The 25697-nt window shown below is 69.1% G+C and carries 20 protein-coding genes and 2 pseudogenes; 12 read left to right on the forward strand and 10 right to left on the reverse strand.

From position 1 onward, the window contains the following. The first annotated feature begins 294 nt into the window (after positions 1-294). On the forward strand, positions 295-1911 hold the full coding sequence (locus ACFV3E_RS37250) for a purple acid phosphatase family protein (RefSeq protein WP_500539479.1): 1617 nt from the start codon (positions 295-297) through the stop codon (positions 1909-1911). A 370-nt stretch (positions 1912-2281) separates the two neighbouring features. On the opposite strand, the gene ACFV3E_RS37255 is transcribed toward ACFV3E_RS37250, so the two are convergent. From ACFV3E_RS37255 to ACFV3E_RS37265, 3 genes are all read right to left on the reverse strand, one after another. Then, the gene (locus ACFV3E_RS37255; RefSeq protein ID WP_500539481.1) at positions 2282-3385 is read right to left on the reverse strand and encodes a Gfo/Idh/MocA family protein; all 1104 of its coding nucleotides are present in this window, start codon (positions 3383-3385) and stop codon (positions 2282-2284) included. Positions 3386-3490: 105 nt separating this feature from the next. Next, positions 3491-4240, reverse strand: a complete 750-nt coding sequence (locus tag ACFV3E_RS37260) for an SDR family NAD(P)-dependent oxidoreductase (RefSeq protein WP_500539483.1) — start codon at positions 4238-4240, stop codon at positions 3491-3493. After that, on the reverse strand, positions 4237-5436 hold the full coding sequence (locus ACFV3E_RS37265; RefSeq protein ID WP_500539485.1) for a cysteine desulfurase-like protein: 1200 nt from the start codon (positions 5434-5436) through the stop codon (positions 4237-4239). The genes ACFV3E_RS37260 and ACFV3E_RS37265 overlap by 4 nt, the downstream gene beginning before the upstream one ends. Here ACFV3E_RS37265 and ACFV3E_RS37270 point away from each other — a divergent pair. The 3 genes and pseudogenes from ACFV3E_RS37270 (at position 5431) to ACFV3E_RS37280 (ending at position 6895) form a co-directional block, all read left to right on the forward strand. Continuing rightward, the gene (locus ACFV3E_RS37270) at positions 5431-5832 is read left to right on the forward strand and encodes a hypothetical protein (protein ID WP_500539487.1); all 402 of its coding nucleotides are present in this window, start codon (positions 5431-5433) and stop codon (positions 5830-5832) included. The genes ACFV3E_RS37265 and ACFV3E_RS37270 overlap by 6 nt on opposite strands. A gap of 20 nt (positions 5833-5852) precedes the next feature. Then, positions 5853-5951, forward strand: a pseudogene (locus ACFV3E_RS37275) (ATP-binding protein); the annotation flags it as partial. A 575-nt stretch (positions 5952-6526) separates the two neighbouring features. Continuing rightward, positions 6527-6895 (forward strand): profilin family protein, encoded by a 369-nt coding sequence (locus ACFV3E_RS37280; protein ID WP_500539489.1) that lies wholly within the window; start codon positions 6527-6529, stop codon positions 6893-6895. Between the two features lie 245 nt (positions 6896-7140). On the opposite strand, the gene ACFV3E_RS37285 is transcribed toward ACFV3E_RS37280, so the two are convergent. From ACFV3E_RS37285 to ACFV3E_RS37295, 3 genes are all read right to left on the reverse strand, one after another. Further along, positions 7141-8403: a hypothetical protein gene (locus ACFV3E_RS37285; protein WP_500539491.1), complete on the reverse strand. Its 1263-nt coding sequence runs from the start codon at positions 8401-8403 to the stop codon at positions 7141-7143. Next, complete coding sequence (locus ACFV3E_RS37290; protein ID WP_500539493.1) at positions 8396-9937, reverse strand: alkaline phosphatase D family protein; 1542 nt, start codon at positions 9935-9937, stop codon at positions 8396-8398. Before ACFV3E_RS37290 ends, ACFV3E_RS37285 begins: the two co-directional genes overlap by 8 nt. 279 nt (positions 9938-10216) lie before the next feature. Beyond that, entirely contained in the window at positions 10217-10549 is a 333-nt protein-coding gene (locus ACFV3E_RS37295) for a hypothetical protein (RefSeq protein WP_500539496.1), read from the reverse strand. A 428-nt stretch (positions 10550-10977) separates the two neighbouring features. Here ACFV3E_RS37295 and ACFV3E_RS37300 point away from each other — a divergent pair, with 428 nt between their 5' ends. The 3 genes from ACFV3E_RS37300 (at position 10978) to ACFV3E_RS37310 (ending at position 12896) form a co-directional block, all read left to right on the forward strand. Continuing rightward, a complete protein-coding gene (locus tag ACFV3E_RS37300; protein ID WP_500539524.1) occupies positions 10978-11292 on the forward strand; it encodes a DUF6416 domain-containing protein in 315 nt (104 codons plus the stop codon). 333 nt (positions 11293-11625) lie between these two features. Further along, positions 11626-12036, forward strand: coding sequence for a hypothetical protein (locus ACFV3E_RS37305; RefSeq protein WP_500539498.1), 411 nt, complete (start codon positions 11626-11628; stop codon positions 12034-12036). 11 nt (positions 12037-12047) lie between these two features. Continuing rightward, positions 12048-12896, forward strand: a complete 849-nt coding sequence (locus ACFV3E_RS37310) for an MFS transporter (protein ID WP_500539500.1) — start codon at positions 12048-12050, stop codon at positions 12894-12896. Between the two features lie 154 nt (positions 12897-13050). On the opposite strand, the gene ACFV3E_RS37315 is transcribed toward ACFV3E_RS37310, so the two are convergent. After that, positions 13051-13419: a hypothetical protein gene (locus ACFV3E_RS37315; protein WP_500539502.1), complete on the reverse strand. Its 369-nt coding sequence runs from the start codon at positions 13417-13419 to the stop codon at positions 13051-13053. A gap of 447 nt (positions 13420-13866) precedes the next feature. Continuing rightward, positions 13867-14760, reverse strand: a complete 894-nt coding sequence (locus ACFV3E_RS37320; RefSeq protein WP_500539504.1) for an aminoglycoside phosphotransferase family protein — start codon at positions 14758-14760, stop codon at positions 13867-13869. Positions 14761-14985: 225 nt separating this feature from the next. On the opposite strand from ACFV3E_RS37320, the gene ACFV3E_RS37325 reads away from it, so the two are divergent. Next, positions 14986-15639, forward strand: coding sequence for a class I SAM-dependent methyltransferase (locus tag ACFV3E_RS37325; protein WP_500539506.1), 654 nt, complete (start codon positions 14986-14988; stop codon positions 15637-15639). A 96-nt stretch (positions 15640-15735) separates the two neighbouring features. Here ACFV3E_RS37325 and ACFV3E_RS37330 read toward each other — a convergent pair whose 3' ends face one another. After that, complete coding sequence (locus tag ACFV3E_RS37330) at positions 15736-16971, reverse strand: MFS transporter (protein WP_500539508.1); 1236 nt, start codon at positions 16969-16971, stop codon at positions 15736-15738. A 614-nt stretch (positions 16972-17585) separates the two neighbouring features. On the opposite strand from ACFV3E_RS37330, the pseudogene ACFV3E_RS37335 reads away from it, so the two are divergent. Further along, positions 17586-18442 (forward strand): annotated as a pseudogene (locus ACFV3E_RS37335) (sensor histidine kinase); the annotation flags it as partial. Positions 18443-18765: 323 nt separating this feature from the next. Here the strand turns inward: ACFV3E_RS37335 and ACFV3E_RS37340 are convergent. Beyond that, a complete protein-coding gene (locus ACFV3E_RS37340; RefSeq protein WP_500539510.1) occupies positions 18766-19515 on the reverse strand; it encodes a TetR/AcrR family transcriptional regulator in 750 nt (249 codons plus the stop codon). 90 nt (positions 19516-19605) lie between these two features. Here ACFV3E_RS37340 and ACFV3E_RS37345 point away from each other — a divergent pair, with 90 nt between their 5' ends. The 3 genes from ACFV3E_RS37345 to ACFV3E_RS37355 all read left to right on the forward strand — a co-directional run bounded on the left by ACFV3E_RS37345 (position 19606) and on the right by ACFV3E_RS37355 (position 25084). Beyond that, positions 19606-21126 (forward strand): GMC family oxidoreductase, encoded by a 1521-nt coding sequence (locus tag ACFV3E_RS37345; protein WP_500539512.1) that lies wholly within the window; start codon positions 19606-19608, stop codon positions 21124-21126. 1035 nt (positions 21127-22161) lie between these two features. Continuing rightward, a complete protein-coding gene (locus ACFV3E_RS37350) occupies positions 22162-24117 on the forward strand; it encodes a multicopper oxidase family protein (RefSeq protein ID WP_500539514.1) in 1956 nt (651 codons plus the stop codon). A gap of 511 nt (positions 24118-24628) precedes the next feature. Beyond that, a complete protein-coding gene (locus ACFV3E_RS37355; RefSeq protein ID WP_500539516.1) occupies positions 24629-25084 on the forward strand; it encodes a hypothetical protein in 456 nt (151 codons plus the stop codon). The last annotated feature ends 613 nt before the right edge of the window (positions 25085-25697 follow it).

Below are 25697 nucleotides of genomic sequence, written 5' to 3' on the forward strand. Positions count from 1 at the left end.
ACGGGATGGCGCGCGGGCCTCGCGGCGTCGACTTCATCACGATTGACGGGAGCTCGCCCGAACACCCCAACCGCTCCGAGCCATTAGCCAAGACAGGGCGAGGCCGCCGCGGGAATTGCCGTCCGTTGCGGTGACCGCCATCTGGCGTTCACACCTGTCTCACCGCTCCGGTCGACCGTGCTTCCTAGCGTCCGTGAGTGGCGCACCGCCGACCTGCCGCAGCCCGCTGTCAGGTTCGGAGCGCGCTGTCCGGTCGGTGTGCGACTGCACCCGACGACGCGAAAGGCCCCTGGAATGTCCGAAGAACCCAAGCAAACCAGAATCTCTCGTCGCAACGCGCTCGGCCTGTTCGGCGCGACAGTGTCCGGCGCCGCCGCCGGGCCACTGGTCCTCGGCGCCGGAACCGCCGAGGCGGTCCCGGCGAAGTCGGAGGTCACCGGTCTCACCACCGGCTCGGCCACCACCCCCGTCCAGGGCCTGCACCTCACCTTCGGCGCCGACCCACGCAGCCAGATGGTCGTCTCGTGGGTCACCGACGCGGCCGTCAAGAACCCCCGGGTCGTCTACGGCACGCTAAGTGGCGGCTTCGGCTCCACAGTGCACGCGACGACGAAGACCTACGTGGACGGCACCTCCGGGCGGACCGTCTGGGTCCATCACGCGCTGATCAGCAAGCTCAAGGCCGACACCGACTACCTGTACGCGGCCCAGCACGACGGCGCCACCCCCGACGCCGGCACCTTCCACACGGCGCCGTCCGGCCGGGCTCCGTTCACCTTCACCAGCTTCGGCGACCAGGGTGCGCCGAGTGTGACGTGGAAGACGGGGGCGAACCCGGCCGACGCCTCGGGCCGGGACTTCGAGCCCAACGCCACCCCGGCCGCTGCCGACATCGTCACCGGCGTCGAGAAGGTCGGCCCGCTGTTCCACCTCCTCAACGGTGACCTCTGCTACGCCAACACCGGGCCCGACCGCATTCGCGTCTGGCGCGACTTCCTCACCAACAACAGCCGCTCAGCGCGATTCCGTCCGTGGATGCCGTGCGCGGGCAACCATGAGATCGAGCTGGCCAACGGCAAGCTCGGTCTCGACGCGTACCAGACCTACTTCGAGCTGCCCTCGACCGAGAACCAGCCCGAGCTCGACAACCTCTGGTACTCCTTCACGGTCGGCGGCGTGAAGGTGATCGCCCTGCAGAACGACGACATCGCCCTGCAGGAGGGCGGTGACATCTACATCAACGGCTACTCCGGCGGTCGGCAGCTCGCCTGGCTGGAGAAGGAGCTCAAGTCGGCACGGGCTTCGAAGGACATCGACTGGATCGTCGTCTGCATGCACCAGGTGATGATCAGCTCGGCGACCGCCGCGAACGGCCCCGATGTCGCGCTGCGCGCGGCGTACGGCCCGCTGTTCGACAAGTACGGCGTCGATCTGGTGGTCTGTGGCCACGAGCACGACTACGAGCGCTCGTTGGCGGTGCGTGGCGTCGTCCCCGGGAGCGTCACCCTCACACCCAACCCGAGTCAGACCGCACTCGACGTGATCGACAGTGCACACGGCACGACGCACATGGTCCTCGGCGGCGGCGGCGTGTCCGGCATCACCAACAACAGCTTCACCACCGACGACGCCGACGGTCACGGGCATCACTCGGCATACGTCCAGATGGAGCACATCGGCAAGTACAACTCGGTCAAGGAGAAGGAGACGGCGGTCTGGATCGGCGTCCGCGACGCGGAGCATCCGTACGGCTTCGCCGAGTTCTCCGTCGACCCGGGCCGTCACCCCGGTGACATGACCCGCATCCACGTCACCTACTACAACATCATCACGCCCACAGGTGAGCTGTCGGTCTTCGAGAAGTTCACGCTCCAACGCCGTCGTAGTGACGGCGGCCACGGCCAGCACTGACCCACCGCGACTAGCAGCAGTAGTCGGCAACGCCTGGGGCCGGGACGACGTCCCGGCCCCAGGCGTTGCGCTCGGGATTCTCCGTGCATCGACTTCCGCGAAACCTCGCGTGTGGAGTGCGAGTCGGCCGCACCAGGCCGGACCGTCTCCACCCCAGCTGCCGCGGCGGCCGGGGTTCCAGTACCCGCTGATACGGCTTGGTTCCCAGTCCGCACGTGATCACTGGCACCAGCTTCGTCGCCTGGCCAACCGCAGCAGCCACGAGACTTCGGCGAGCTCGGGTCCCGTGGACGTTGTCCATAGCGGCCGGACTGAGGCATCGGCCAGTGCGCCGCGGACGGGCACGAAGGGAGCCGGGCGGCCGGCGGGATCAGCGGTCCGCCCACGCCTCCACCGCGGTCGTCACCGGCACCCCCGTACGTGCCGACTCCTCGATGGCCAACGCCAGCAGATGGTCCTGACAGCCCTCGGCCAGCGGATACGGTTGCGGGCCGGCGTCCCGGACCCATGCGCCCGTACGACACAGCAGGTCCACCACGGCGAGGTCGTCCTCGGACAGGCTCGCGCCCAGATAGTCGTTGCGCCACACCACCCGTCCGTCGAACGAGATGTGGTGCACCTCCGCCCCTTCGAGGTTGAGGTCGGTGCCGGTACGGCGACGCACCAACGGGGACTCCACCGGCGTGCGCGGGTCGGCCATCCGCACCACCGTGTCGTCCACGATCTCGCCGAGCGAGCCTCGCACCACGATCCGGCGGGCGCGCAGCGGATTCCACCACTGGTTGTCCGTGAAGTCGTACACGCCCGTGCGGGCCCCGCCGAAGTCCAGGAGAGCAAGGGTGGTGACGGCGTCCTTGGGCGTCAGGTCGTCCGACCAGCCGCCGGGCGACAACGGGTCGGCGAGCGGAGCGGTGAACGCCCGGGCCGTCACGGTCACGGGCCCGCAACCGACGTCCAGCGTGTGCCGGATCAGCGACATCGCGTGATACATGTGGGTCGAGGACACCTGGACGGACGTGACCTCGCCGATCACCCCTTCTCGTACGAGGGCGATACGCGCGGCGTGGCCGGGCATCAGTGTGTACTGCTCCGCGACCTGGACGAGTCCGCCGCCCCCGGCGCGCGTCGCGCCTCCCACGGCATCCCACAACTCCCGCAGCCCGTCCACGCCGGGCGCCGGCGGCGTCTCCGCGAGGACCGGCACCTCGAGCTCGACGAGTTCCCGTACGACCTGGGGCGTAACCTCCCACGGCACCGACGGGATCACGAACTCCGGTTTGCTGCCGCACAGTTCACCGACCGTCCGGAAGGCGGGCACCCCCCACTCCGCCTCCACCTGGGCGGCACGTTCGGCCGAGCGCGTCACCACGCCGGCCACCGCCAGCCGTTCGGGCAGCGCCCTCGCCAGCCGGGCGAAGAACTCGGCCCGCCAGCCACTGCCCACGATGCCGAACCGTATGGGTGCTGCGCTCACGTGTCCGCTCCTTCCCACAGCCGGGCCGCGAGTCTAACCCGGCGACCTGTGCCGCACACCGCCGGCCGGCCGGCCGCAGCGCCCGCTGCCCGCCCGTCATCGTGGTCAGCTGCGCAAGTAGGAAGCCCCGTTGACGTCGATGATGGTGCCGCTGGCGAACACCGCCTCCGGCGAGGCCAGCCACAGCACCGCGGCCGCGACCTCCTCCGGGCGGGCCACCCGCCCGAACGGCGACTGCCGGCGCACCGCCTCGCCCTCCGGGCCGTCGAGGACCGAGCGGACCATGTCGGTGTCCACGAATCCCGGCGCCACCGTGGCCACGCTGATGTTCCGGCCGGCCAGCGCCACGGCCATCGACTGGCCGAAGGCGTTCAGCGCCGCTTTGGACGCGCCGTACGCCGGGCAGTCTGGTTCGCCGCGGAACGCCCCGCGGCTGGAAACGTTGACGACCGCCCCGCCGCCCGCCGCCACCAGGTGCGGCACCGCGCAGAACGTCGCGTTGGCCGCGCCGGTGAGATTGGTGCCGAGCGTCGCCGACCAGACCGCCTGCCACTGTTCGTACGAGGTACTCAACGGCGGGTGCGCCAGGAACACGCCGGCGTTGTTGACCAGCACGTCCAGGCGCCCCAGATCCGCGGCGGCCGTGTCCACGGCACGCCGCACCGCCTCCGCGTCGGCCATGTCCGCCCGGACGGTGACGTGCCCCTCGCCCGGAAGCGACGCAGCCACCTGCTCGGCCTCCCGCGCAGACCTGTTGCAGTGCACCGCGACCCGGTCCCCGGCCTGCGCGAACGCCTCGGCGACGGCCCGGCCGATGCCCCGGGAAGCGCCCGTGACCAGCACTGCGCGGTTCACCTGGCCACCTCCGCGACACCGTCGATCAGCCGCTGCACGTCCTCCCCGTCGACATACGGGGCGAGCCCGGCACGCACAGCGCCGGTGTCGCCGAGCCCCAGCAGCCGCGATGCCTCCAGCGCGTAGAAGTTGCCCGCGGGGACGTTCACACCACGCCGAGCCAGCCGCTCATAGACCTCCCGGCCGGGCACTCCCTCCACGGAGAAGAACACCGTCGGCGTACGGCGCGCCGGCGCGCCGTAGAACCGCACACCGCCGATGCCCGACAGCCCCTCCAGCAGCCGCTCCAGCAGCTTCTGCTCGTATGCCTCGACCGCTCGCATCGACTCCAGCACCCGGCTGCGCCGGTCGCCCGCGGAGGACGCCAGTGCGGCGATGTAGTCCACGGCCGCTGTGGTGCCGGCGAGCATCTCGTACGGCAGGGTGCCCAGCTCGAAGCGTTCCGGCACGTCGTCGGCGGAGGGCAGCAGCTTGTCCGGGTGCAACTCCTCCCACAGTCCGGGATCGGCGACAACGACACCATGATGGGGGCCGAAGAACTTGTAGGGCGAACACGAGAAGAAGTCGGCGCCCAGGGTGGCCAGGTCGACCGGCGCGTGCGGCGTCAGGTGCACCCCGTCCACGTACAGCAGGGCTCCGACCTCGTGGACGGCCGCGGCGATCGCCGCCACGTCGGGGCGTGTGCCCAGCACGTTCGACGCCCCGGTGACCGCCACCAGCCGGGTCCGGCCGGACAGCTGTTCCCGGACGGCGTCGACGCTCAACTCACCGCTCGCGGGATCGAACGCGGCCCACCGCACCGTCGCACCGGCGGATTGCGCGGCCTGGATCCACGGTCGGATGTTGGCATCGTGGTCAAGGCGGGTGACGACGACCTCGTCACCGGCTGTCCACTGCCGCGCCAGGGCGCGGGAGACGTCGTACGCCGCCTGCGTCGCCGACCGGGTGAAGACGACGCCGCGCGGCTCGCAGCCGAGCAGGTCCGCCATGGCCTGCCGCGCCTCCTTGACGACGTGCTCGGCACGGCGCTCGGCGGCTGTCACCGCGCCCCGGTTGGAGATGCCCGAGCACATCACCGCGGCCATCGCCTCGGCGACCTGGCGTGGCACCTGTGAGCCACCCGGCCCGTCGAAGTGGGCCACCTTTTCCTTCAGCGCGGGGAAGTCGTCACGGATTCGCAGGACATCGAGATGCATGTACCTATCCTGCCGGAGCGCGGATTCCGCGCGGGCCGGGTCACACAGGACGGATCCGACCCCGCGGCAACCGGCTACCCCTACGCCTGGCGCGTACGCGCCTGGGACTCCAAAGTGGGGCTCACGCCCTCCGGTGTCAGCCGCGCCTTCGGCGCCAAGGAAGTCCTCGCCGTCGGGGAGCTCACCGGCCGCCGTCCCGCAGCAGTCGAGATCAGCGATCACAACCCCAACCTCTTCCCCGGTGACGACAGCCGGCAGCGCTGCACCTGGGGAGGCAGCAAGAAGAACCCCTGCACCGACGATCCCAAGTACCCCGTCACCGACAAATCCGGCTCCAAGTGGGCCTGCTGCGACGGCCACCTACCCGGTTACCTCCGCTCCCGCCCCGGCGCCTGAGCCGAACCTCACGCCCCACCGCCGAGTGGGGCCAGGTCTTCGGCGACGAAGTCCTGGCCACGGCGATCCTCGACCGCCTCCTGCACCCCTGCGAGGTCGTCCCGATCAACGGCAACAGCAGGGTCTGTGCGCACTGTCGCGAACGGCCGGCCGCGGCCCACGGTGAGCGCGAAGGAGGCGACCGACCGGCCGTGCGCGTCGGCGCCGTCCGCACCGTGCACGAACTTGAACGGGCCCGCACGTGGGCGTCGATCTCGGCTTGCGTGACGTCGACTTCGTGTGCGAGTTGGCGTTCTTTGTCGCCATTGTCCACGACGCGGATGTGGTCCAAGTCGCCGAGGTTGTCGGGGCGGCGAGGTGGACGTTGAGTTTTGCGCGGCCGCCGCCCGCGTCTTCGAGGTCACGTCGAGCTGGGGGGTCAGGTCGGCATGCCGGCGGTCGCGATCGATACGAGCAACCGTCGTCGCGGCTGCGGCGCTGAGGCCGGCGTTCCAGTGAATGTCCACGAGGCGCACAGTAGGGCCACACGCGGACATTAACGGCGGAATCGGTGGTTCCTTTGTGCGTGCGCTGGTCACTGGCCCGGAGCAGCACCCCGCGCGGAGAACCGCCCCGGGCCGCACGCTGGCGGTATGCGCGCCGTCTCGGACGCGAGTCCGGCCGCCGCCGGCTCCCTATCGGAAAGGAGCGGTTCATGAGCTGGGAACCGTCCTGCGAAGGCATCGTCCGAAGCACTCCGGGCGTGGATGCGGTGTTCCTCGCTGATCTCGGCGGGAACCTCTATGGCACCAGCGACGCCGCGCATTGGCGCCCCTCGCCCCAGGAGACCAAGGAGATCGTGCAGACGGTCCGCGATCCCGAAGCCACTCCGCGCCTGGCGGTTCAGGGCGAGAATTACGCGCTTACAGCCCGACAGGACGACACCGTCATCGGCAAGAAGGCCGACAAGGCACTCGTCGCGGTCGCCACCAGCAAAATCGTCATCGTCGCCCGCGTCGACGAGGACGCCGCGCCTCAAGCCCTGCGCAAGCTCCAGACCTACGCCGCCGAGAACGCCAGTTGACGATCAGCGGCAAGGAGTAGTCCACCGCGCGTCCGACCGCCCCGGGTTGCATGCTGTCTGTATGGCGCGCGATGGGGCCGCGGCGACTTCTGAAGGCCGCGACGGGCACGGCCGATTCCGGGCCGCCCCGCCGAGGTGATCCGGCAGCGGTGCCGGAGGACCGCGTTCCTGCGCGGTTTCCGGAACCGACTGCCGGATCTCCCCGCCCGGGGTGGCCCGGTGGACGTCCGCGGATCGAAAGGACGTCACCAGTCCGAGTTGGTCGCCCCCAGACTCAGCAGGACCTGGTCGAAGGTGTTGCCGTCGTTGTCATCGGTGTACGACATGGAGAGTGTGCCGAACGGGGAGGAAGCCAGCGAGAGCTGCTCCTGCCGACCGGTCGTGACCTGGCTGACGGACTGGGCCGGCAACCGGCCGGCGAAGGTGCCGTCGGGGTTGAGGCCCCGGGCCCAGACCGCTGGATCGGTGCCGGCGACGCTCCAGCCGACCACGGCGTCACGCTGGTCGTCGATGCCGACGGTGGGGTTGCCCGCTCCGGTTCCGCTGGAGACCTCGACCTCGGCCGAGCCGGCGGTGCCGGTCGCGGTGAACGATCGGGCCCAGACACCACGGGTCCCGGTGTGATCGGACTCCCATGCCACGGCGAAGTCGCCGTTGAAGTCGGCGGCCACGGCCGGGCGCTGCTGCTGCCCGTCGCCGAGGCTGTTGGCGCTGCGGCGGCTGAGCGTGACCGCTCCGTTCGCCTTGGCCAGCTTCACCAGACCGATCTGGTAGACGCCGTTGTTGTCGGTGTCCTCGTCCCAGACGACGACGGCGTCGCCCGAGGCGGAGGTCGCGACGTCGGGGTTGTGGTGCGCGCCGCCGGCCGCGTTGACCGTCACCTCGTAGGCCTTGGTCGTGGTCCCGGTGAACCCTGCTGCCTTCACCGTCGCCGCCGCTGTGCCCTGGATGTCCTCCCACACCACGGAGAACGCGACCGCCGTGGTGCTGTTGGGCGCGCCGTCCGGATCGACCGCGACGCGCGGATGGATCTGCTGGCCGTCGGCGCTCGCGTTGGCCTGGCCGGAGCCGAGGAGCGCGCCGGCCGGGGAGAGTACACGGTAGGTGATGTTGTAGAACCCGTTGCCGTCCGGGTCCTCCGCCCACACGACGACGGCGTTGCCCCGGTCGTCGAGTCCCACGTCGGGTTGCAGATGCCGCCAGGCCACGCCCGCGGTCCCGCCGGCCGAGAGCTTCTTCTCGTAGGCCGAGACGCCGTTGCGGTACATCCGCACCCACACGTCGCTGTGCGCGTTGTCGCCCGGGTTGGTCGAGTCGCGGTCGTCCTCCCACACCGCCGCGACGTCGCCGAGGCGGTTGGCCGCGATCGATGAGGTGTCCTGGTCACCGGCGGAGTCGCTGTTCGCGGTCACCCAGGACGAGGGACCCGCCGCCGAGGCCGGGGCGACCATGGCGAGGACGGCGACCAGGCCGGCGACGGCTGCGCCGAGTACGGAGAGCTTACGCATCGGCCAACCCCGGCTTTCCGTCGTGGATGACAAAGGTCCGGGCGGTGGTCGCCGGCGCGCCGTGTTCGGTCACCGTCGCCACCGACCGGAAGTCGGCTGTGAGCTGCGACGACGTGATGTGCGTGCGGACGTAGCCGCGCCGGTCGGAGTAGAAGCGCAGATGCGGGTTGAGCGATCCGTTGGGGATCGCCGTGCTGCCGCTTCCGTTGCCGGTGCTGGTGATGGAGGTGCAGACGAGCTCGGAGCCGATCGTCGCCGACGACGGATTGGCATAGTCGGCCTTGAGGTCGTTGCCCCACGACGCGTGCACGTCACCGGTGAGGACGACCGGGTTGCGTACGCCGCGGTCGATGATGCCCTGCTGGATCCGCGCCCGGCTGCCCCGGTACCCGTCCCAGGCATCCATGTTCATCGCGCCGGCCGAATTCACGTTGCGGGCGAAGAAGACCTGCTGGCCTATGAGGTCCCAGGTGCTCAGGCGCTGGCCCAGTCCGTCGAGCAGCCATGCCTCCTGAGCCGCGCCGGTGATCGAACGGGCCGGCAGATCGGCGTCGGCGCAGACCTTCGTCCCGTCGCCGCAGGCCTGGTCGTCGCGGAACTGGCGGGTGTCGAGCATGTGGAACGTGGCAAGGGTGCCCCAGCGGACCCGGCGGTAGAGCTGGATGCTGTTGCCGGAGGGGGTCGCGGCGGCCCGCAGCGGCATGTTCTCGAAGTAGGCCTGGTACGCGGCGGTGCGACGCGCGGTCCACTGGGCCGCCGTCAACACCGGGCTGCTGTCGGCGCGCACCATGTTGGCGTAGTTGTTCTCCACCTCGTGGTCGTCCGGCACGACCAGCCACGGCGCGATCGCGTGCGCGGCCTGCAGGTCGGGGTCACTGCGGTAGAGCGCGTAGCGGCGGCGGTAGTCGGCCAGCGACACGATCTCGCTGCCGAGGTGCTGGCGCACGGCGCCGGCGGTGGCGCCGCCCTCGTATATGTAGTCGCCCAGGTGCAGGATGAGGTCGGGGCGGTCGTCGGCCATGCGTCGGTAGGCGGTGTAGTAGCCCTGCTCGTAGTGGGCGCACGAGGCAAAGGCCATCGTGAAGTCTCGCCCGACCGTGTTCGGAGCCGGCGCGGTGCGGGTCCGGCCCACCGGGGAGACGAATCCCTGGGCCCGGAACCGGTAGTAGTACTCCGAGTCCGGGGTGAGTCCACCGGCCAGCACGTGCACCGCGTGGGCCTGTGCGTAGCGTGCGGTGAACGTGCCGGAGCTGACGAGGGTGGTGAAGTTCTGGTTGGTCGACACCTGCCAGTCGACGGCGACGTCGGCGTTGGGCATGCCGCCCTGACCGTCCGCGTTGGTCGGTGTGGGAGCCAGACGCGTCCAGAGAACCACGCTGTTGTCGTCCGGTTCGCCGGAGGCGACACCGAGCGTGAAGGGGAAGGGAGTGGACGCGGCGGCCGACGGCTGGGCCATCGCCCCGAGTTGGAGCGCTGCGACGCTCGCGGTGGTGAGCCCGCCTAGGATGAAGATGCGGCGACTGAGGTTGCTCATGGCCGCAGATGCTCGCGAACGCAGGTAAACTTCCCGCCCTGCGATGAGGACGGTCAAGTGACATGACCAGACCGCGAGTTGGTGGGTTTTTGTACGGCTATCGCGGGCGCCGGAGCCGGCGCTCAGCCGCTGACCAGCCGTTGCTGTTCAGCCCCACTGTTCACTTCCTCGGCGTCCGTTAACCGCCCGTCCAAAGACGGCCCGCACACGCAACCCGTCCTTCATCTGCTGACATGCTTCGACCAACCAGCCGCACGTCCTGACGGGCCGGCATGTCGCTCACCGGAGGGCCCAGCAGGTCCCGTAGTCCGCGGTGCTCAGCTCGGCCCAGGTCAGCCACGTGGTCCCATGCACATCGCGAGGGCCGCCGTAGCCTGCGAACACACCTCGCAGCCCATCCGAGGCGTCATCCGGAAAGCCGTGGCTTTCCGCCAGGGGACGGAAGCCGAAGGAGTTTCGGACTCCAAAGAGGCAAGCCAGGCCGTCGTAGGCGTTGCCCCTGTTGAGGAGGAAGAGATCGATGGCGACCTCCCACACGGAGTCTTCGTCGTCGGGGCCCCATAGACGGGCCCCAGGCCGACATTCGATCATTCCGCTGACATCGGTCGACATGGAGCGATCCTGCCTGTGCAGGTCAGGGGACAGCATCTCCATTTCCCGCACGCAGGAGTCCTTGATCTCGAGACAACTCGCGCACGCGTTCGATATTACCTCGTGGCTCGAATCGCAACGAGAGCAACGAACCAGACCACGGATGTCAGCCGCTGCGTAGGAGCCGGCGCTTAGAAGGCACTCTGTGGCTGCGTCCCGTTCCTCTTGACCTGTGCCTTTTCCTCAGCTGAGCTGCTCGCCGGTAGAACTTCGACACGGATTCGACACGCAGTGTCCTGGCGGATCTGTACGGTGCGAACGACACACACGCTAGTGGCGAACTGTTGGGGGCAGACATGACGGCGTATCTGACTGAGGCTGATCCACGATGGGCTAAGCACTCTGGTGAAGCGGGACACTACGGAGCCGCGGAATGGGGGCCGGAGGACTTGGAGCGCGCCGGGATGTTCTTGGCCGAACTCGCTCCGCAGGCCCGGCAGGTGTTCCAGCACCTGCTGCGCAACCCTGGCCGGAGAATCCACTGCACGGAGTTGGTGGATAAGGCCCTGGGCGGGCCGAACGAGAGTGATGCGGCGCGGCGCGTTGCAGGCGTGCTGTCCGGGATGAGCAAGGGACACAGCAACAGCGAGCGGCGGCTTCCGTTCTACTGGTGGGAGGCTCCTGAGGGGAGCGCGGGTGCGACGTACGCAGTCCGCCCCTCGGTGGCAGCGGTGTTCCTGGCCGCTCAGCTCAACGCAGCGTGACCTGGACAGCCACAACTGACCACAGGCGGGCCGAGACCTGAGGCCGCCTACATGATTGGCATCCTGACCTGCTGCTGAGCTGTTGGTACTTGTCAGCGTCGGTCATCATCGAGCGCCCTTCCACGGCCCCAGGACGGCCCGGGAGGGCGCTCGTGTGTTGAGGGACAACTACCTTGTAAGTTCGCGCCAGACGTCATAGGGCGTGCTGGGAGACCCCAAGACCGGCGGCCCCTGCTCGGCCTCCGGCTGCCGCGTTCCGCAGCTGCTCCTCGGCGTTGATGACCCCGCTATTCCGAAGCCGTCGATGTACCGGAGGTTCGAGTGGCGCTATCGGTGACGCACGCAGTGAGGTCCTCCCCCTACTGGCCGGTGGTCGCTCACCCGGTGCTGCGGCGTCTGCTGCCGGGGTACACGGTCTCGTCCCTGGGAGACGGCATGGCCGTGGTCGCCGTCAGCTGGCCGGCGGTCGAGCTGGCACCCGCTGACGACCGAGGTTTGTGGGTGGCACTCGCGGCAGCTGCCTACACCCTGCCCGGCGCGGCCGGTGCGGTACTGCTCAACCGCCTCCTGCGCGGCCTCCGTCCCGCCCGGCTTGCCACCTGGGACGCGCTGCTGCGTGCCTGCGTGCTCGGCGCGATCCCGTTCGCCCGCGCCACCGGGGTGCTCTCCATCTGGCTGTACGTCGCACTGCTCGCCGCCTCCTCGGTGTGCACTCCTGGGGCCAGGCCGGCACCTGCACCTTGATCGCACGTCAGTTGCCCGAAAGCCACCGACTTGCGGGCAACGCCGTGCTCTCCACGATCGGCTCGGTGGCCACCGTGACCGGGCCGCTCATGGCGGCCCCTCTGGTCATCTGGGGCGGGGCGGCGTCCGTGCTGGCCGTCGATGCCGCGGCCTTCGCCGTCCTGGCGGCCACCCTCCGTCTGGGCGTGCCGCCCGACGCCGACACAAGCCCCCTCGACGGAGCGGACCAAGCCCCGCGGACGAGCGGCTTCGGTGTGATCCGCCACGATCGCCGACTGGCGGGCCTGCTGCTGCTCAGCGCCGGGTTCTTCCTCCTGTTCGGCCCCGTCTACGTCGCGCTGCCCCTGCACGTGGCGCATGACCTCCACGCACCGGTCGGCGTGCTGGCCACCTTCTACAGCCTCTTCGGCGCCGGCGCCGTCGCCGGGGCACTACTCACTGGTTACCTGCGGCGCCTGCCGCTGGGCCCGGCCGCCGCCGACATCGTGGTGGTCTCCGGCGTGGCCCTGCTGCCGTTGGGGCTGGGCGCACCAACGCCCGCCGCCCTGGTCGGCTTCGCCCTCGTCGGCCTGCTGTGGCCGCCGTACTCATCGATGTCTACCACCCTGTTCCAGCATTCGACCACGCCCGCCCTTCTTCCACAGGTCCTCGCCATAGTCTCCGCCGTGCGCATCCTGGCCGTTCCGCTCGGCACTGGCAGCCTGCGGTCCCACCCGCACGCTCCTCGTCAGCGCTGTCGGCATTCTCGCCCTCGGCCTCGCCGCGGCCGCTGGTCTACCCCCGAGGCGACAGCTGGCGGATCGCGATCGGCAACCCACCGCCCCTCTTCCCAAGCCAGCCACCACCAGCCACACACCTGATCACTACAGAAGGTGACGGGCTCAGGAACTCCGAGGGCGAATACAGATCAGCCGGACAACGGCTCATACCAGTCACGGCGACCTTCTGATCCGTAGCTATAGCCGGACCGGTCAACGAGGTTCATACCGGGCGCTTCAGGGGCTCTCTGGAGCACTACTGGTCGGGGCCGGTTGCTGTGGTTGCTGTACTTCCCTGCTGTCTAGCGCGCTTCGCTGCCGTGTTCCGGGCATGAGCCTCACGCCGTAGCCGTCGCTCATAGTCCGCGATCTGCTGGGACACGGGTATGCAGGTCGGCCTCTGAACGAGCCGCTCGTTCTCCCGGTCCACCAAGAAGGGGGCGTTCCCGCCGAGGCTCGGCCGCGTGCCGGCAGGGCGACCGATGTCCTGTCGCGCGCACCAGTAGAACACCCAGCCAAACGAGACGGGTTTGACCATAGAGATCGCAAGGTCCATGTTGAACGCTTCTGCGATCCGTGCGAGCTCGGCCAAGACGAGCCGTCTCGCTTCATCTTCAGTCAGCATCTGCCCAGCGTCTCAGGAGACGCGACGCACGGCATGCCTCTTCGTCCCGAAGCAATGCGCGCGACCTTGTGACCTGCGGCCGCACCGCTCGTGACCTGGGCTGACCGTCCGCGAGCGTCCGTGGTTGTGCGCCCTGGTGCGGGGGCGTTGTAGCGCACACCTCTTCACTCTCCTGCCGCGTGCGTGCATCCGCACGCGCGGGCGATCACCGGCCGGAGTAGCACCCCGCGCCGAACCGCCCCGGCCTTCACGCTGACGGGGGCATGCCCCTGCTCAGACATCCGACGCGGGACGCGGTGTGCGGGAGTGTCGTGGGCGGGGAGACTTCCGCCTGTGACTGAGACCGCGCACGACGCGAACGCGACTGCCGACGGCGAGAAGTGACTCACGCCCGGCGCCGATCTGATCCGCTCCGGACTACCGCCTCGGTTGAGCGGTTCTCATTGATCACCGAAGGGTGGGGAAGAGAGCACCGGCGACGGTCCGACACATCTGCGGATCCTCGGTGAGGCCGATCCCCAGGGCCCACAGCCAGTAGTCCACCGTGCGCACCAGCGTCCAGGCGCGTACCCGGTCGGCATCGAGGTCGGCCACCTCGGCAAGGGTGGCCAGGCGGGTTCGGATGCCGGCAACCCCCTCCATGTCTGCGAACCGCCGCCAGAGCAAAGGCGCCACCGCGTACTCGGGATCGCCGGTGAGCGGCTTGGGGTCGATGGCCAGCCACGGCTCACGGTGGCCGGCCAGCACGTTCTCGTAGTGCAGGTCACCGTTGACCAACTGACCAGCCGTCGTGGGGCCGTACTCGGCAGCAAGGCTGGCTGCCGCATCGACCAGGCGCCTGGAGAAGGGACGACCGAGCTGCTCCCACTGAAGGTTCAAGCGGGCGGGGAGCCTGGCGGCGAGATCTCGCAAGCAAGCAAAGCCTTGCGGCGACGGGACGGACAGGCGCCGCAGCAGGAACCCGGCGGCGGTGACCGCCTCGTCGGCGTCGATGTCGGAGAGGGTGCGGCCAGCATCGAGCCGCTCCAACAGCAGGGATCCCGTGGCCGGTTCGTGGTCAAGCAGCAGCACGCTCCCCTGTCCGTCCCAGGCGGCGAGAGCCAGCGCCTCATGCAGCGTCGTGGCGTCCTGCCAGGACACCTTGAGCGCGCAGGGCTCCTCGCCACGCCGCACCGGGACGACCAGGCCAAGGTGGCCGTGGAGCGGCGTGCCGTCCACCGCCAGGCCCCACCGTGCGCAGAGGCTCTCCACCAGTGCGGGCAGGGAGTCGACCCACTCCTTTCCGCTCTGGCCCGCACGGTTCACTGCCGCGGTTGCGAAATCTGCGGGAACGTCGATCACGACCCCGATCCTGCCAGGACGTGGCTGGCCCGCCCACCTACGGGTGTGGCGAACAGGCTGTAAGTCGGGATTGCCCGGATGCTGTCTCAGTCGATCTGGTCCGGCCGTGGCCAAGCCCTCATGACTCTTGACCTTGCCCAAAGGCGAAGGCTGACGCTGTCTGTGGCGACCACGTTGGCGAGCTGAGCGCTTGTCTCTAGTCGAACCTGGATGAGAGGAACCTGCATGGATGACGACGCCCTCCTGGCAGAACAGATGGCCTACTACAAGGCCGGCGCGGCCGAGTACGACCGGCCCTACGCAGAGTACGAAGACCTGCAGAAATTACTGGCTGCCGTCGATGACCTCCCGATTACCGGGGACGTGCTGGAGCTGGGCTGCGGAACGGGCCAATGGACCCCGAGACTCGCCGCGCGGGCGCGGTCCGTGACGGCTGTCGACGCGTCACCCGAAGTGCTGGCCCTCGCCCGTGCGCGCACCACATCCCCCACCGTCCAGTTCCTTGAAGCCGACCTGTTCGGGTGGCAGCCACCACGACGCTACGACACCGTGTTCTTCGCCTTCTGGCTCTCCCACGTCCCGCCGACACGGTTGCCCGACTTCTGGAACACCGTCGCCACCGCGCTCGCACCGGGTGGCAAAGCGATCTTCATCGACGACGGCCCCGCCGCAGCCGACCACGAGCAAGTCCTCGCGAACCAGCCGACCCCTACCGCGCTTCGCCAACTCGACGACGGCAGCCAGTACCGCATCGTGAAGGTATTCCACGATGCCCGGACACTCACGGACGACCTCACAGTTCGGGGATGGTCGGTCCGCATCCGGACCACGGCCGGGAACTTCATCGGCATTGCAGAACCGCCGACCACCCCCGGCTAAGCGAGTGATTCGTGAAGATCATGCGCCGTGAAGCGACTCCGAAGGGCGGTCCTATCGGGCCCCACTGGGATGGAAGCAGAGTTTTTCTCGGGATGATCAGGCAGTTGTCGCCTTTCCCTTAGGTGCAAGCTGCGTCTGCAGAGCGTGCTGGTGGCGTTGTGCCCAGCGGACAGCGGGTGGTGCTGCCAAGCCCGTCAGCACGAACATGGCTCCTGCGACATACCACCCGGGGCGGCCCCAGGTGATGCAGAGTGCGATGAGCAGCCCTGGCCCAAGGGCTTCGGCGAGACCGGCGCCGAGGCCGAATACGCCCAGGTACTGGCCAGTGGCGTGCTGTCGGGCGAGGGCGAAGGACACCTCGAAGCCTGCGGCGGAGTGCCATAGTTCGCCAACTGTGTGGATCACCACGGCGGTGATGAGCAGGGTCGTGGCGGCCCACGCCGGTATGCCTGCTGACAGCGAGATCAGTGAGCAGGCGACGAGGAAGGCCATGCCTGCCCGGCGGTAGGCGTGTGCGCCTGCGGCGGGGGAATCGACGTTGCGGCTGGCGCGCACCTGAAAGGCGACGACAATGACGGTGCCGGTGAGCATGGTGGCCGAGATAAGCCAGTGCGGGGCCGTGGTGGCACCGACGATCCAGAGCGGGATGGCCACGGTGAGCACCTTGAACTGGATGGCCATGATCCCGTCGAGGGCGGTCAGCAGCAGGTAGGGGCGATCCCGCAGGGCGATCCAGCGGGGGCCGTCGGTGGCGGGGAGGGGCGTGACAGGGGGCAGGCGGACAAGGATCACCGCGGAGACCACGAAGGCGACAGCGTTACCGATGACCATGAGTTGATAGGCGGTAAGGGTGCCGACCTGAACGACCCAGCCTGCCAGCACGGCTCCGAGGGAGATGCCGACGTTGGTCACCGCACGCAGGTAGGCCCTGAACTCCTGCGGCCGGTCTCCGCCGTAGTGCCTGATGAGCGGGGATCGGGCGGCTATTCCGGCCGCTTTCGCTGCGGCGGCCGCGCAGACGGTGAGGACGAACGGCCAGAAGTTGTCCGCCAGGACGAAGCTGGCCGTGGCCAGTGCCTGGACCACCAGGGTGGCCGCGTAGATTCCGCGGGCTCCGTGTCGGTCGGCCAGGTGACCAACCGCGACGCCGAGGGCCAGCGCGACCAGCCCGGCAATGCCGAGTCCGATACCCACCTGGCCTGCTGGAAGGTGGACCCCCTCGGTGAAATACAGCACTCCAGCGGTGAGATAGAGGCCACTGCCAACGGTATAGATGAAGTTCGAGATGGCGAGGACGCGCTGCGGTGCGGTGTTCGGCGTCAGGCTCGGCATGGCAAGGCTCCACGTCCTCGACAGCGGTAAGGGCCCGAACAGCTTGTTGCATGTCACTCGCAAGAGCAAGAGAGTTGCTTTAGTCGAGTGGATCTCGTGGGCGTTGGCGCGATCTTTGGCCGGTGGCCTGCCTGGACTGGGGTCGAGCATGGCCAGGGGGCCATACGCTGGCCGCGGATCGGACTGGCTCCTGCCTGCCCGCAACAAGCCCGATCGGCCCCCTGGTCTTGCTCGACGTCGGGTCCCGGACCGGGGAGGTGGCTATAGATCGTGTCGGCGCCTGCCCCAGCCACCGGGGTTCTCACCTCACGCCCTGGACCCACACTTGCTGGCGCGCGGCAGCGGACGGCCGCGCCGAGCGGGACGAAGGCTGGAGCGTGGCCCGGGCCACGCGTCCCCGACGGATGTCGGGGACGGCCAGCACACGGGACCGGCTCTGCCTTGAGAGGTCAATGCCTCAGGAGCGAATACGGCTCACCACGTGTCGGCCATCCCCAACGCTTACGTCCCCATTAGGAGCGTGGGCGCGGCTGGACGCGGGCCGCGCGCCCGGCGGAGCGTGAGCGACGCCGGGTGCCTTGATGAAGTAGAGAAACGTCCTGGCGGAGCACACGACCACCGTCGTCGCGGTCCGTCTCGTCCGGCCTCTGCGAGCCCTCATCGTCGCGGCCCAGCAGCCACCGCAAGTGCACGCGCGTGTTGCCGTCGCCACCAAGGACGAGACCGGTTACCTGGCCGCCGCCTTCAACGACCTCACCGCGCGCCGCGAACAGCTGGAAGCGCAACGCAAAGCCATGGTCAGCGACATCGCCCACGAGCTGCGGACCCCGTTGACCAATATCCGCGGCTGGCTGGAAGTCACCCGCGACGGACTGCTGGACCTGGACCCGGGCTCATCGCCGCCCTGCACGACGAGGCGCTGCTCCTGCAGCACATCATCGACGATCTGCGCGACCTCGCCGCAGCCGACGCCGGCACCCTGAAACTGCACCGCGAACCGATACACACGGCCGAACTCGTCGCCCAGGCGGTGTCAGCCCACAGCACTCGCGCCGGAAGCTCCGGCATCCGCCTGCACGAGCACACCGACCCCGGCCTCCGGCTGGACGCCGACCCGGTGAGGATGCGCCAAGCCCTGGGCAACCTCATCTCCAACGCACTCCGGCACACCCCCGCAGGTGGCACGGTCACGGTCACCGCCTGGCCCGCCGGCGACCTCGCCGTCATCTCGGTGGAGGACACCGGCAGTGGCATCGCACCCGAGGACCTGCCCCACGTCTTCGGACGTTTCTGGCGGGCCGAGAAGTCCCGCAGCAGACACACCAGCTGCAGCGGACTGGGCCTTCCCATCGTCCGCCAGCTGGTCGAGGAAGACGGCGGAACCGTCACCGCCGACAGCCGCCCCGGCAACGGAGCGGTGTTCACCCTCTGGCTCCCCCGCGCCGAGCGACCCGACGGCCAGACGGACTGAAACACGCGGGGTGTCCGGGATGCGCCGCCCGTAAGCCGTACCGCCTCATGCCCAAAGAAAGAGAGGATGCCGAGGGCCACCAGCGCATGATGTGCCCGGCCGAGGCAGGCAAGGTCCAATGCCCGCTCAAGCCCCACACCCGTCCTCGCACTATGGCTACTGGGTGACGACGGGCAAGTACTGACCGCAGCGGTCTGCGCTGGTGGGCCCCGCCGACGCCGCAGATCAAGGTGTCGGCGGGGCCCACCAGCGCTTGCAGAAGGGTTGCACTCCCCCTGGCATTCGAAACCGACGTCGGCGGCATGGTGCCATCAGCCTTGTCTTTAACTGGCCGGCTCTGCGTCGGCTAGGCGATTGAGCCAGTCGATCAACAGGGCCTTCTCTGGTGCGCTCAGGGCGGAGGTGCCGCGCCGTGCGAGTGCGGCGCGGAGTTCCATTGCCGAGGCCGCGGTGTCGTCGCGCTCCCGCTTCCTGGCATGCGCAGGGTCCGCGGTGGCGGGTGCGGCGATCGCGGCGATCATCAAGTCGCGGGTGGCGTCCGCGGTTTCGAGGTTCCTCGACTCGATCGGGGTGCTGATCATCGTGAGGATCGTCCCCACCCCCGCGGCGTGCAGGACGGCCGTGGCCCGCTCGACGCTCATACGGAGCCTGCCCGCAGCGGCGATTCGCGCGATCATGCGCTGCAGCTCGGTCACCGCCCGCTGACCGGCGGGCGACAGGTGACCGGGGCGGGCCCGTCCGTAGACCAGGGTGTAGTACGCCGGCTGCCCCAGCCCGAAGCGGATGTGCAGGTCCCATGCCGCCCGCAGGTCCTGGACCGGGTCACCGGTCTCGGGCAGTCGGCTCTTGTGCTGCAGGTACGTTGCGAACCCGTGCTCGCCGACTGCTTCGAGCAGGCCTTCCTTGTCGCCGAAGAGCCGGAAGATCGTGGGATGCGGGACCTCCGCGCGCAGGGCGATGGCGCGCGTCGACAGGGCGTCCAGGCCTTCCTCGTCCAAGAGCTCGGCAGCGGCCAGGACGATGCGATCCCGCAAGGTGGGCCGCGCCTGCTCAGTGCTGATGTCAGTCCCCATGAATCAAAGGTACCAAGTTTTACATATCATTGATTCGAACCAGTGGTACGCTCAAATGCGAACCATCGGTCCACGCAAGGGGCGGAAGACATGGATCCTCGGAAGACGGCCTTCGACTTCATCGTCGTCGGCGGTGGCACGGCCGGCTGCGTACTGGCGGCGCGGCTGTCGGAGGACCCGGACATCCAGGTCCTGCTCCTGGAGGCCGGTACGTCGACGTCACGTCTGCCCGACGCCGTGGCGAACCCGCCCGCGTGGCCTTCGCTGATGGCCACCGCCGCGAACTGGGGCGACAAGACCGTCATTCAGACTGCTTCGGGTGCACCGGTCCCCCTCCCCCGCGGCCGCGGCCTGGGCGGTTCCTCGGCCATCAACGCGATGGTGTTCGCCCGCGGACACCGGTCCAGCTACGACAGCTGGGGTGACCACGGCGCCAAGGGCTGGGCCTTCGAGGACCTGCTGCCCTACTTCCAACGCTCCGAGACCGCCACCAGTGGCGCGCCCAGCCGCGGCACCGACGGCCCCCTGACCGTCGGTCCGATGGCCGAGCCCAACGACATCCTGCTGGCCTGCCTGGCCGGTGCGGTGGAAACCGGCCATCGCCGGGCCCTGGACATCAGCGGCGGCCTGGAGGAGGGCTTCGCCCCCGTCGACTTGAACGTCGTCGCCGGGCGCCGTCAGACCGCCGCCGACGCCTACCTCGCCCCTGCCCTTGACCGGCCCAACCTCCATGTCGTCACGGAGGCGGTCGCCCACCAGTTGCTGTTCAGCGGCGACCGCTGCACCGCGGTCGAGTACGGCGCCGACGGCCGCACCCACACCGCGACAGCCGAGCGCGAGGTCGTCCTCACCGCGGGAGCCATCGGGTCCGCCCATCTGCTCCTACGCTCGGGCATCGGCCCCGCAAGCGACCTCGAGCAGGCGCGGATGGACGTCTTCCACTCCCTGCCCGGCGTGGGCCGCAACCTTCACGACCACCCGCGGGCCAACCTCGTCTACCGAGCGCGGCGCCCGGTGCCCGCGCCACAAGGCAACCACGGGGAAATCCTGGGCCTCCTGCGGACCGGGCCGGAACTCGACGGGCCGGACCTGCAGCTCATCTTCATCGACATCCCCCTCCCCAATCCGGTCGCCCCCGTCGACAACGGCTTCACCATCGGCGTCTCGCCGATGCGGCCGCTCAGCCGTGGCAGCCTGCGGATCACCTCGGACGACCCCTACGCGGCGCCCGTACTCGATCCCGACTACTTCGCAGAAGAACAGGACGTGCGGACCGTCCTGTCCGGGATCAGGACGGCACGCCGGATCGCCCGGTCCGCGCCCCTGGCGGAGTGGGGCATCGAGGAGGTGAGCCCGGGCCTCGACATCGTGGACGACGCGTCCCTCGGCGACTTCGCCAAGAAGTACTTCGGTTCCTACTGCCATCCCGTCGGCACCTGCGCCATGGGCGAGGACGAGGCATCAGTGGTGGACTCCGAGCTCCGGGTCCGTGGACTACGAGGCTTGCGTGTGGCCGACGGTTCGGTCATCCCGTCGATCCCGTCCAACAACACCAACGCCACGGTCTACGCCATAGCCGAGCGAGCGGCCGACCTCATACGCCGCGCCTGACCCCACGCCCTCCGACAGCAGCGGCCCCCGCCTGCCTGGCGAGGCGTAGCGTGCTCCGCCTGGCGGTAAGGCGTCGGTATGTGGTGCAGCTGCGGTGGGCCGGTGTTCGCTCGAGGCCGGCTGCCGGCGCCGTTCGTGGTGGCCGAGTTCGTTGACAATCGTTCCCGATCTGCGGCAGTGGTCTTCGTAGTCGCAGGTCTACGTCCACGGAGACGGCCTGGGGAGTCGGATCCTCCTGGGCCCGCAACTGCCGCACAAGAAAGTACCGATCGGCTCCAGCGCGGCCGGCTTCAGGCCCCGCAGGACTGCTGCCAGGCATGCGGGGCCGGCCTCCGGGTTAGCCGGAAGCCAAAGCGGGTGAACAGCGGCATGAGGCTTTGACGGGGCCTTGCGGCGCCGAGCCCGGCGACAGCCGGTCCCAGGGCGGCGCGGCACTCGCCTCTACCTCCGCAGGGACCCGGCGTCCTACTTCCGCCGGGTCGGCACGTGCTGGTTCAGCACGACACTGACGGAGCTGCAGCGTCCGACGGAATCCGCCTGCGAGCCCTCCCGGGTGACGTGCAACACGTACCGTCGTCTTCCGCGTTGCCACACAGATGAACGGTGCGACCTGCCGACAGCAGGGAGCCGGTCCGCAAGGCCGAAGGGTCTCCGCACTCACCGTGCGGATTGACGACTTCCCCATGGGGGCACTGCCCCTGCTTGCATCCAGGCGATGGCGTTGGGTGCGATGTGAACACGACACGGGCGTGGAGCATCGGGGTGCCCCCGCTCGCGTTCTGACAGTTGTCAGATGATAGTCTGACAACTGTCAGAACGCGGAGCCTGGCGGCTGCCTGGCGATTCTTCGGCCAGGGGCTACCGCTCCATGCGCCTCGACGTGCGCCTGGACGCAACAGGCGGATCTCTTGACTCACACCCCGGCGACCTCAATGACGAGGGGCTGAGTGCGACAGGCGACGCAGCGCTGCAGTCGCTGACGGCCGGCCGCCGTGCGATGGGTCGTGATCACTTACCAGAACGAACGGAAACTTCATGTCATCAGAACTCAGCAGGCGGAACATCCTGGGCATGGCGGGCGCCGGTGCCGCTGCCGTCGCAGTGGCAGGCACCGGAATCCTCAGGGGCGGGGTCTTCCAGAGCGAGGCCCAGGCGGCCGAAGGGCTCGGAGGTGTCCAGGAGCCCACATTCACCACGCTGGAGCCGTTCCGGGACGCGCTGCGCGTTTCGCCGACGCTGCGCCCCAAGCGCCATGGGATCACGGAGATCGACATGGTCGAGTCCCATGTCCGGTTGCACTCCCAGATGCCTCCCACACGCCTGTGGACCTACGCCGGTCACTTCCCCGGCCCGACCATCGAGGTCCGCAGCGGGGAGCGGGTCCGGATCGCCTGGAACAACAAGCTCAAGGGCAGGACGCCGATCAAGGCGGTGTGGGTGAACCCCGAGGGCCCCGGCCCCGGAACGCTGCCCTACAACCGGCCCGGCGACGAGGGCGCGTCTCCCCGCCCCGAGGTCGAGCGGCTCACCGCCTGGACCACCGTCCATGTGCACGGCGGCCACCAGAACGCCCTGAACGACGGCGCCGCCGAATACGGAGTCGCCTCCGGCAACTCGCAGTTGGCCGAGTACGCCAACGACCAGTCGGCGACGCACCTCTTCTACCACGACCACGCCATGTCGGTGACCTCGCTCAACGTCCTGTCCGGTCTGGTCGGCAACTACGTGGTGCGCGACGCGGAGGAGGACCGGCTCGGACTGCCCCGCGGCGAGTACGAGATCCCGCTGACGATCCAGGAGGTGAATTTCGACACCGACGCCCAGGGCCGGCTCACCGGCCAGGTCCTCGCCAAGCGGATCCTGCTCGGCGGCTCGATGCCGATGCCGGGCACCATTCCGCCTGCCGGCGGGAGCCTGGGTCCGTTCACCATGGTCAACGGCGTGGTGTGGCCGTACCTGGACGTCCAGGCCCGCGCCTACCGCCTCCGACTGCTGAACGTGTCCGGCGTCCGTGTCTACCGCCTGGTCGTCGTCGACGAGGAGACCGGCAAGGTCGTGCGCGGCGCCATGAAGCTCATCGGCACCGACATGGGGCTGCTCGGCAAGCCGCAGACCATCGACGAGGCGATCTCCCTGTCACCCGCCGAGCGCGCCGACGTCGTCATCGACTTCGCGGCCTTCCCCGGGAGGAAGCTCAAGCTCGTCAACACCATCCCCGGCCAGACCCCCGGAGCCGCGCTGCCGGACTTCATGGTCCCCTTCCCGGAGGTGATGCAGTTCCGCGTCGAGAAGAAGCGCCGCGCGCTCCACCCGCTCCCGGCAACGTTGTCGAAGTCCTTCCGCAGGCTCACCCTCGCCGATGTGCCCAAGGACGCCACCGAACGCTTCGTCCTGCTGAGCTTCGACAAGGCCGGCGTCATGCCGCAGATCTGGGAGATGGAGCAGGTCCCGGCCGGCACGGCGCCGGGCACCGGCATCGTCACGGTCGACATGCCCGGCGGCACCCGGACGCTGCGCCGCACGAGCACCATGTTCGAGGACACCACCACCTTCTTCGCCGCCTCCGGCACCTGGGAGAAGTGGCACTTCATCAGCGCCGCCCCCGAGGGCGTGCCCATCTACCACCCGATGCACATCCACCTGATGAACTTCCAGGTCGTCGACCGGCGGGCCGTCGACTCCTCCGGTGTGGACTTCGCCACGGCACAGACGAAGAAGCCCATCACCCTCGGCGCCCCGGTCCCGGTCGCCCCCGAGGAGTCCGGATGGAAGGACACCATCACCGTCAACGCCAACACCCTCGTCACCGTGGCGGGACGGCTCGCCGACCAGACCGGCAAGGTCATGTACCACTGCCACATCCTCGACCACGAGGACGAGGGCATGATGCGGCCCTTCGTCGTCATGCCGTCGCCGGTCCACGACATCCACCACATGATCATGGAGATGAACTCCGGCAGCGCGATGCGCCACCACATGACGAAGTCTTGATCCTCACCTACGTCAGCGTGGAGCAACCTGATTAGGGATCACCACACGCCAGTCCGACCGGGCAAACGCCCAGACGCTCTGTTGTCCGGGCTTACGGCCGCGGACGAATTCGGGTGAATCCCGGCGGCGGCACTACGCATACGCGCCCTGCTCGCTGCTCACCCCCGCGACGCTCACGCGCGCGTCCACGCCGCTGCGACGCGCTCAACTGACCGGTCCCGATCCGACTGCCGATGGTCTCGGCGGGACATCGCACGAGAGTATCCGTCGCCGCAGTTCAAGGTGCCGATCCGGGGGCATCACGCAAGGAATCTCAGCTCTGGCGTACGCCATGGCGCAGGTCGCCGAGACCCGTACGACGTAGTGAGAGTGGGGCCCTGAACCATGGCTTCCGGGCCCCACTCTCGTCCGGACCCCTGCCCCCTATTCGCCCCTCACCCGCTCCGGCCCGGCGCGGGAGGACCCCCCTGTGCGCGCCGACTCACCGACCGCACCACCTCTGGAGCCACAGGTGCGAAAGTCACTCCTGCCCGCAGCACTCGCCACCGCCGTCCTCGGTATGTCCGCCGTCTCATGCGCGGACACGCACCCCGGACACCAGGCCGTCGAGAAGACCTCACAGCAACTACACATAGGGGCCGTCTGCTCTTCCCACTTCGCCTTCACCACCGACGTCTCCTGCGGTCTGATGGGCCTCGGCGACGTCCGCTTCCATTGCGCGGGCGAACACGACGGGCCCTGTCCCAGAACCCATTCCGTGACCTTCGAAAACATCGGCAGGACCGCGGTGCGGCTCGTAACGGTCAGCGGCTCGGCGCCAGGGGAGCGGCACGAGACCGACTCCCGCGTGCTGCCGACCGGGGCGCGGGTGACCGTGGCACCGCGCGCCGGCGACAAGTACCTCTACGACATCCTCCTGCGCGCCGATACCGGCTCGGCGGCGGTGGGCGTCGTCGAGGTCTCCTGAAGACACCGCAAGGGGCAAGCACAAGGCGGCGGTGTGGCAAACACATGACCACTGCCCAGGGGCAGTCATCGCAATCGTTGTTGATGCTCGTGGGCCTTGGAGGTCGGCGCGCGACGGATGCGGGTCCCAGACGGTGCGCCCGCTGAGCCAGATGACGGCGTGCAGGACGCCGCGCTCGGACGGCCCCCAGGTCATGCCCATCGCGACGTCGTCGCCGGTGCTGCGCATGACCGGCTGGTATCCGCGCTCGAGTGCAAAGGCACGCATCCGCTCAAGCCAGTCGTCGTGGACGGTGAAGTGCTCGACCTGCTCAAGCTCGAGGTCGAGCAAGGACGCGACGCAGGCCTGCAGGCAGTTGCCCGGGCGGCCCTCCGAATCCCCGCGGAGATCGTTTGCGTGGCCTCTCGCACGCCGCCCCCGTTCCGGTCGACGTGCGCTGACCCGCTGTCCAGGGACCCCGCATCCGGTCAAGGACCATCCCCGCATCCGCACGACAGGGTTTTCGGGCAGCGGGAGTCTTGGATGTCCGCCGTCAGTGGCGACCCACGGCGCCACTGACGGCGGTCGGGGTGCGGCCCGCGGGCCGCCGGGGGGGGGGGCGGGCGGGGGCGCC

Source organism: Streptomyces sp. NPDC059718 (assembly GCF_042733315.1).
GTDB lineage: Bacteria > Actinomycetota > Actinomycetes > Streptomycetales > Streptomycetaceae > Actinacidiphila.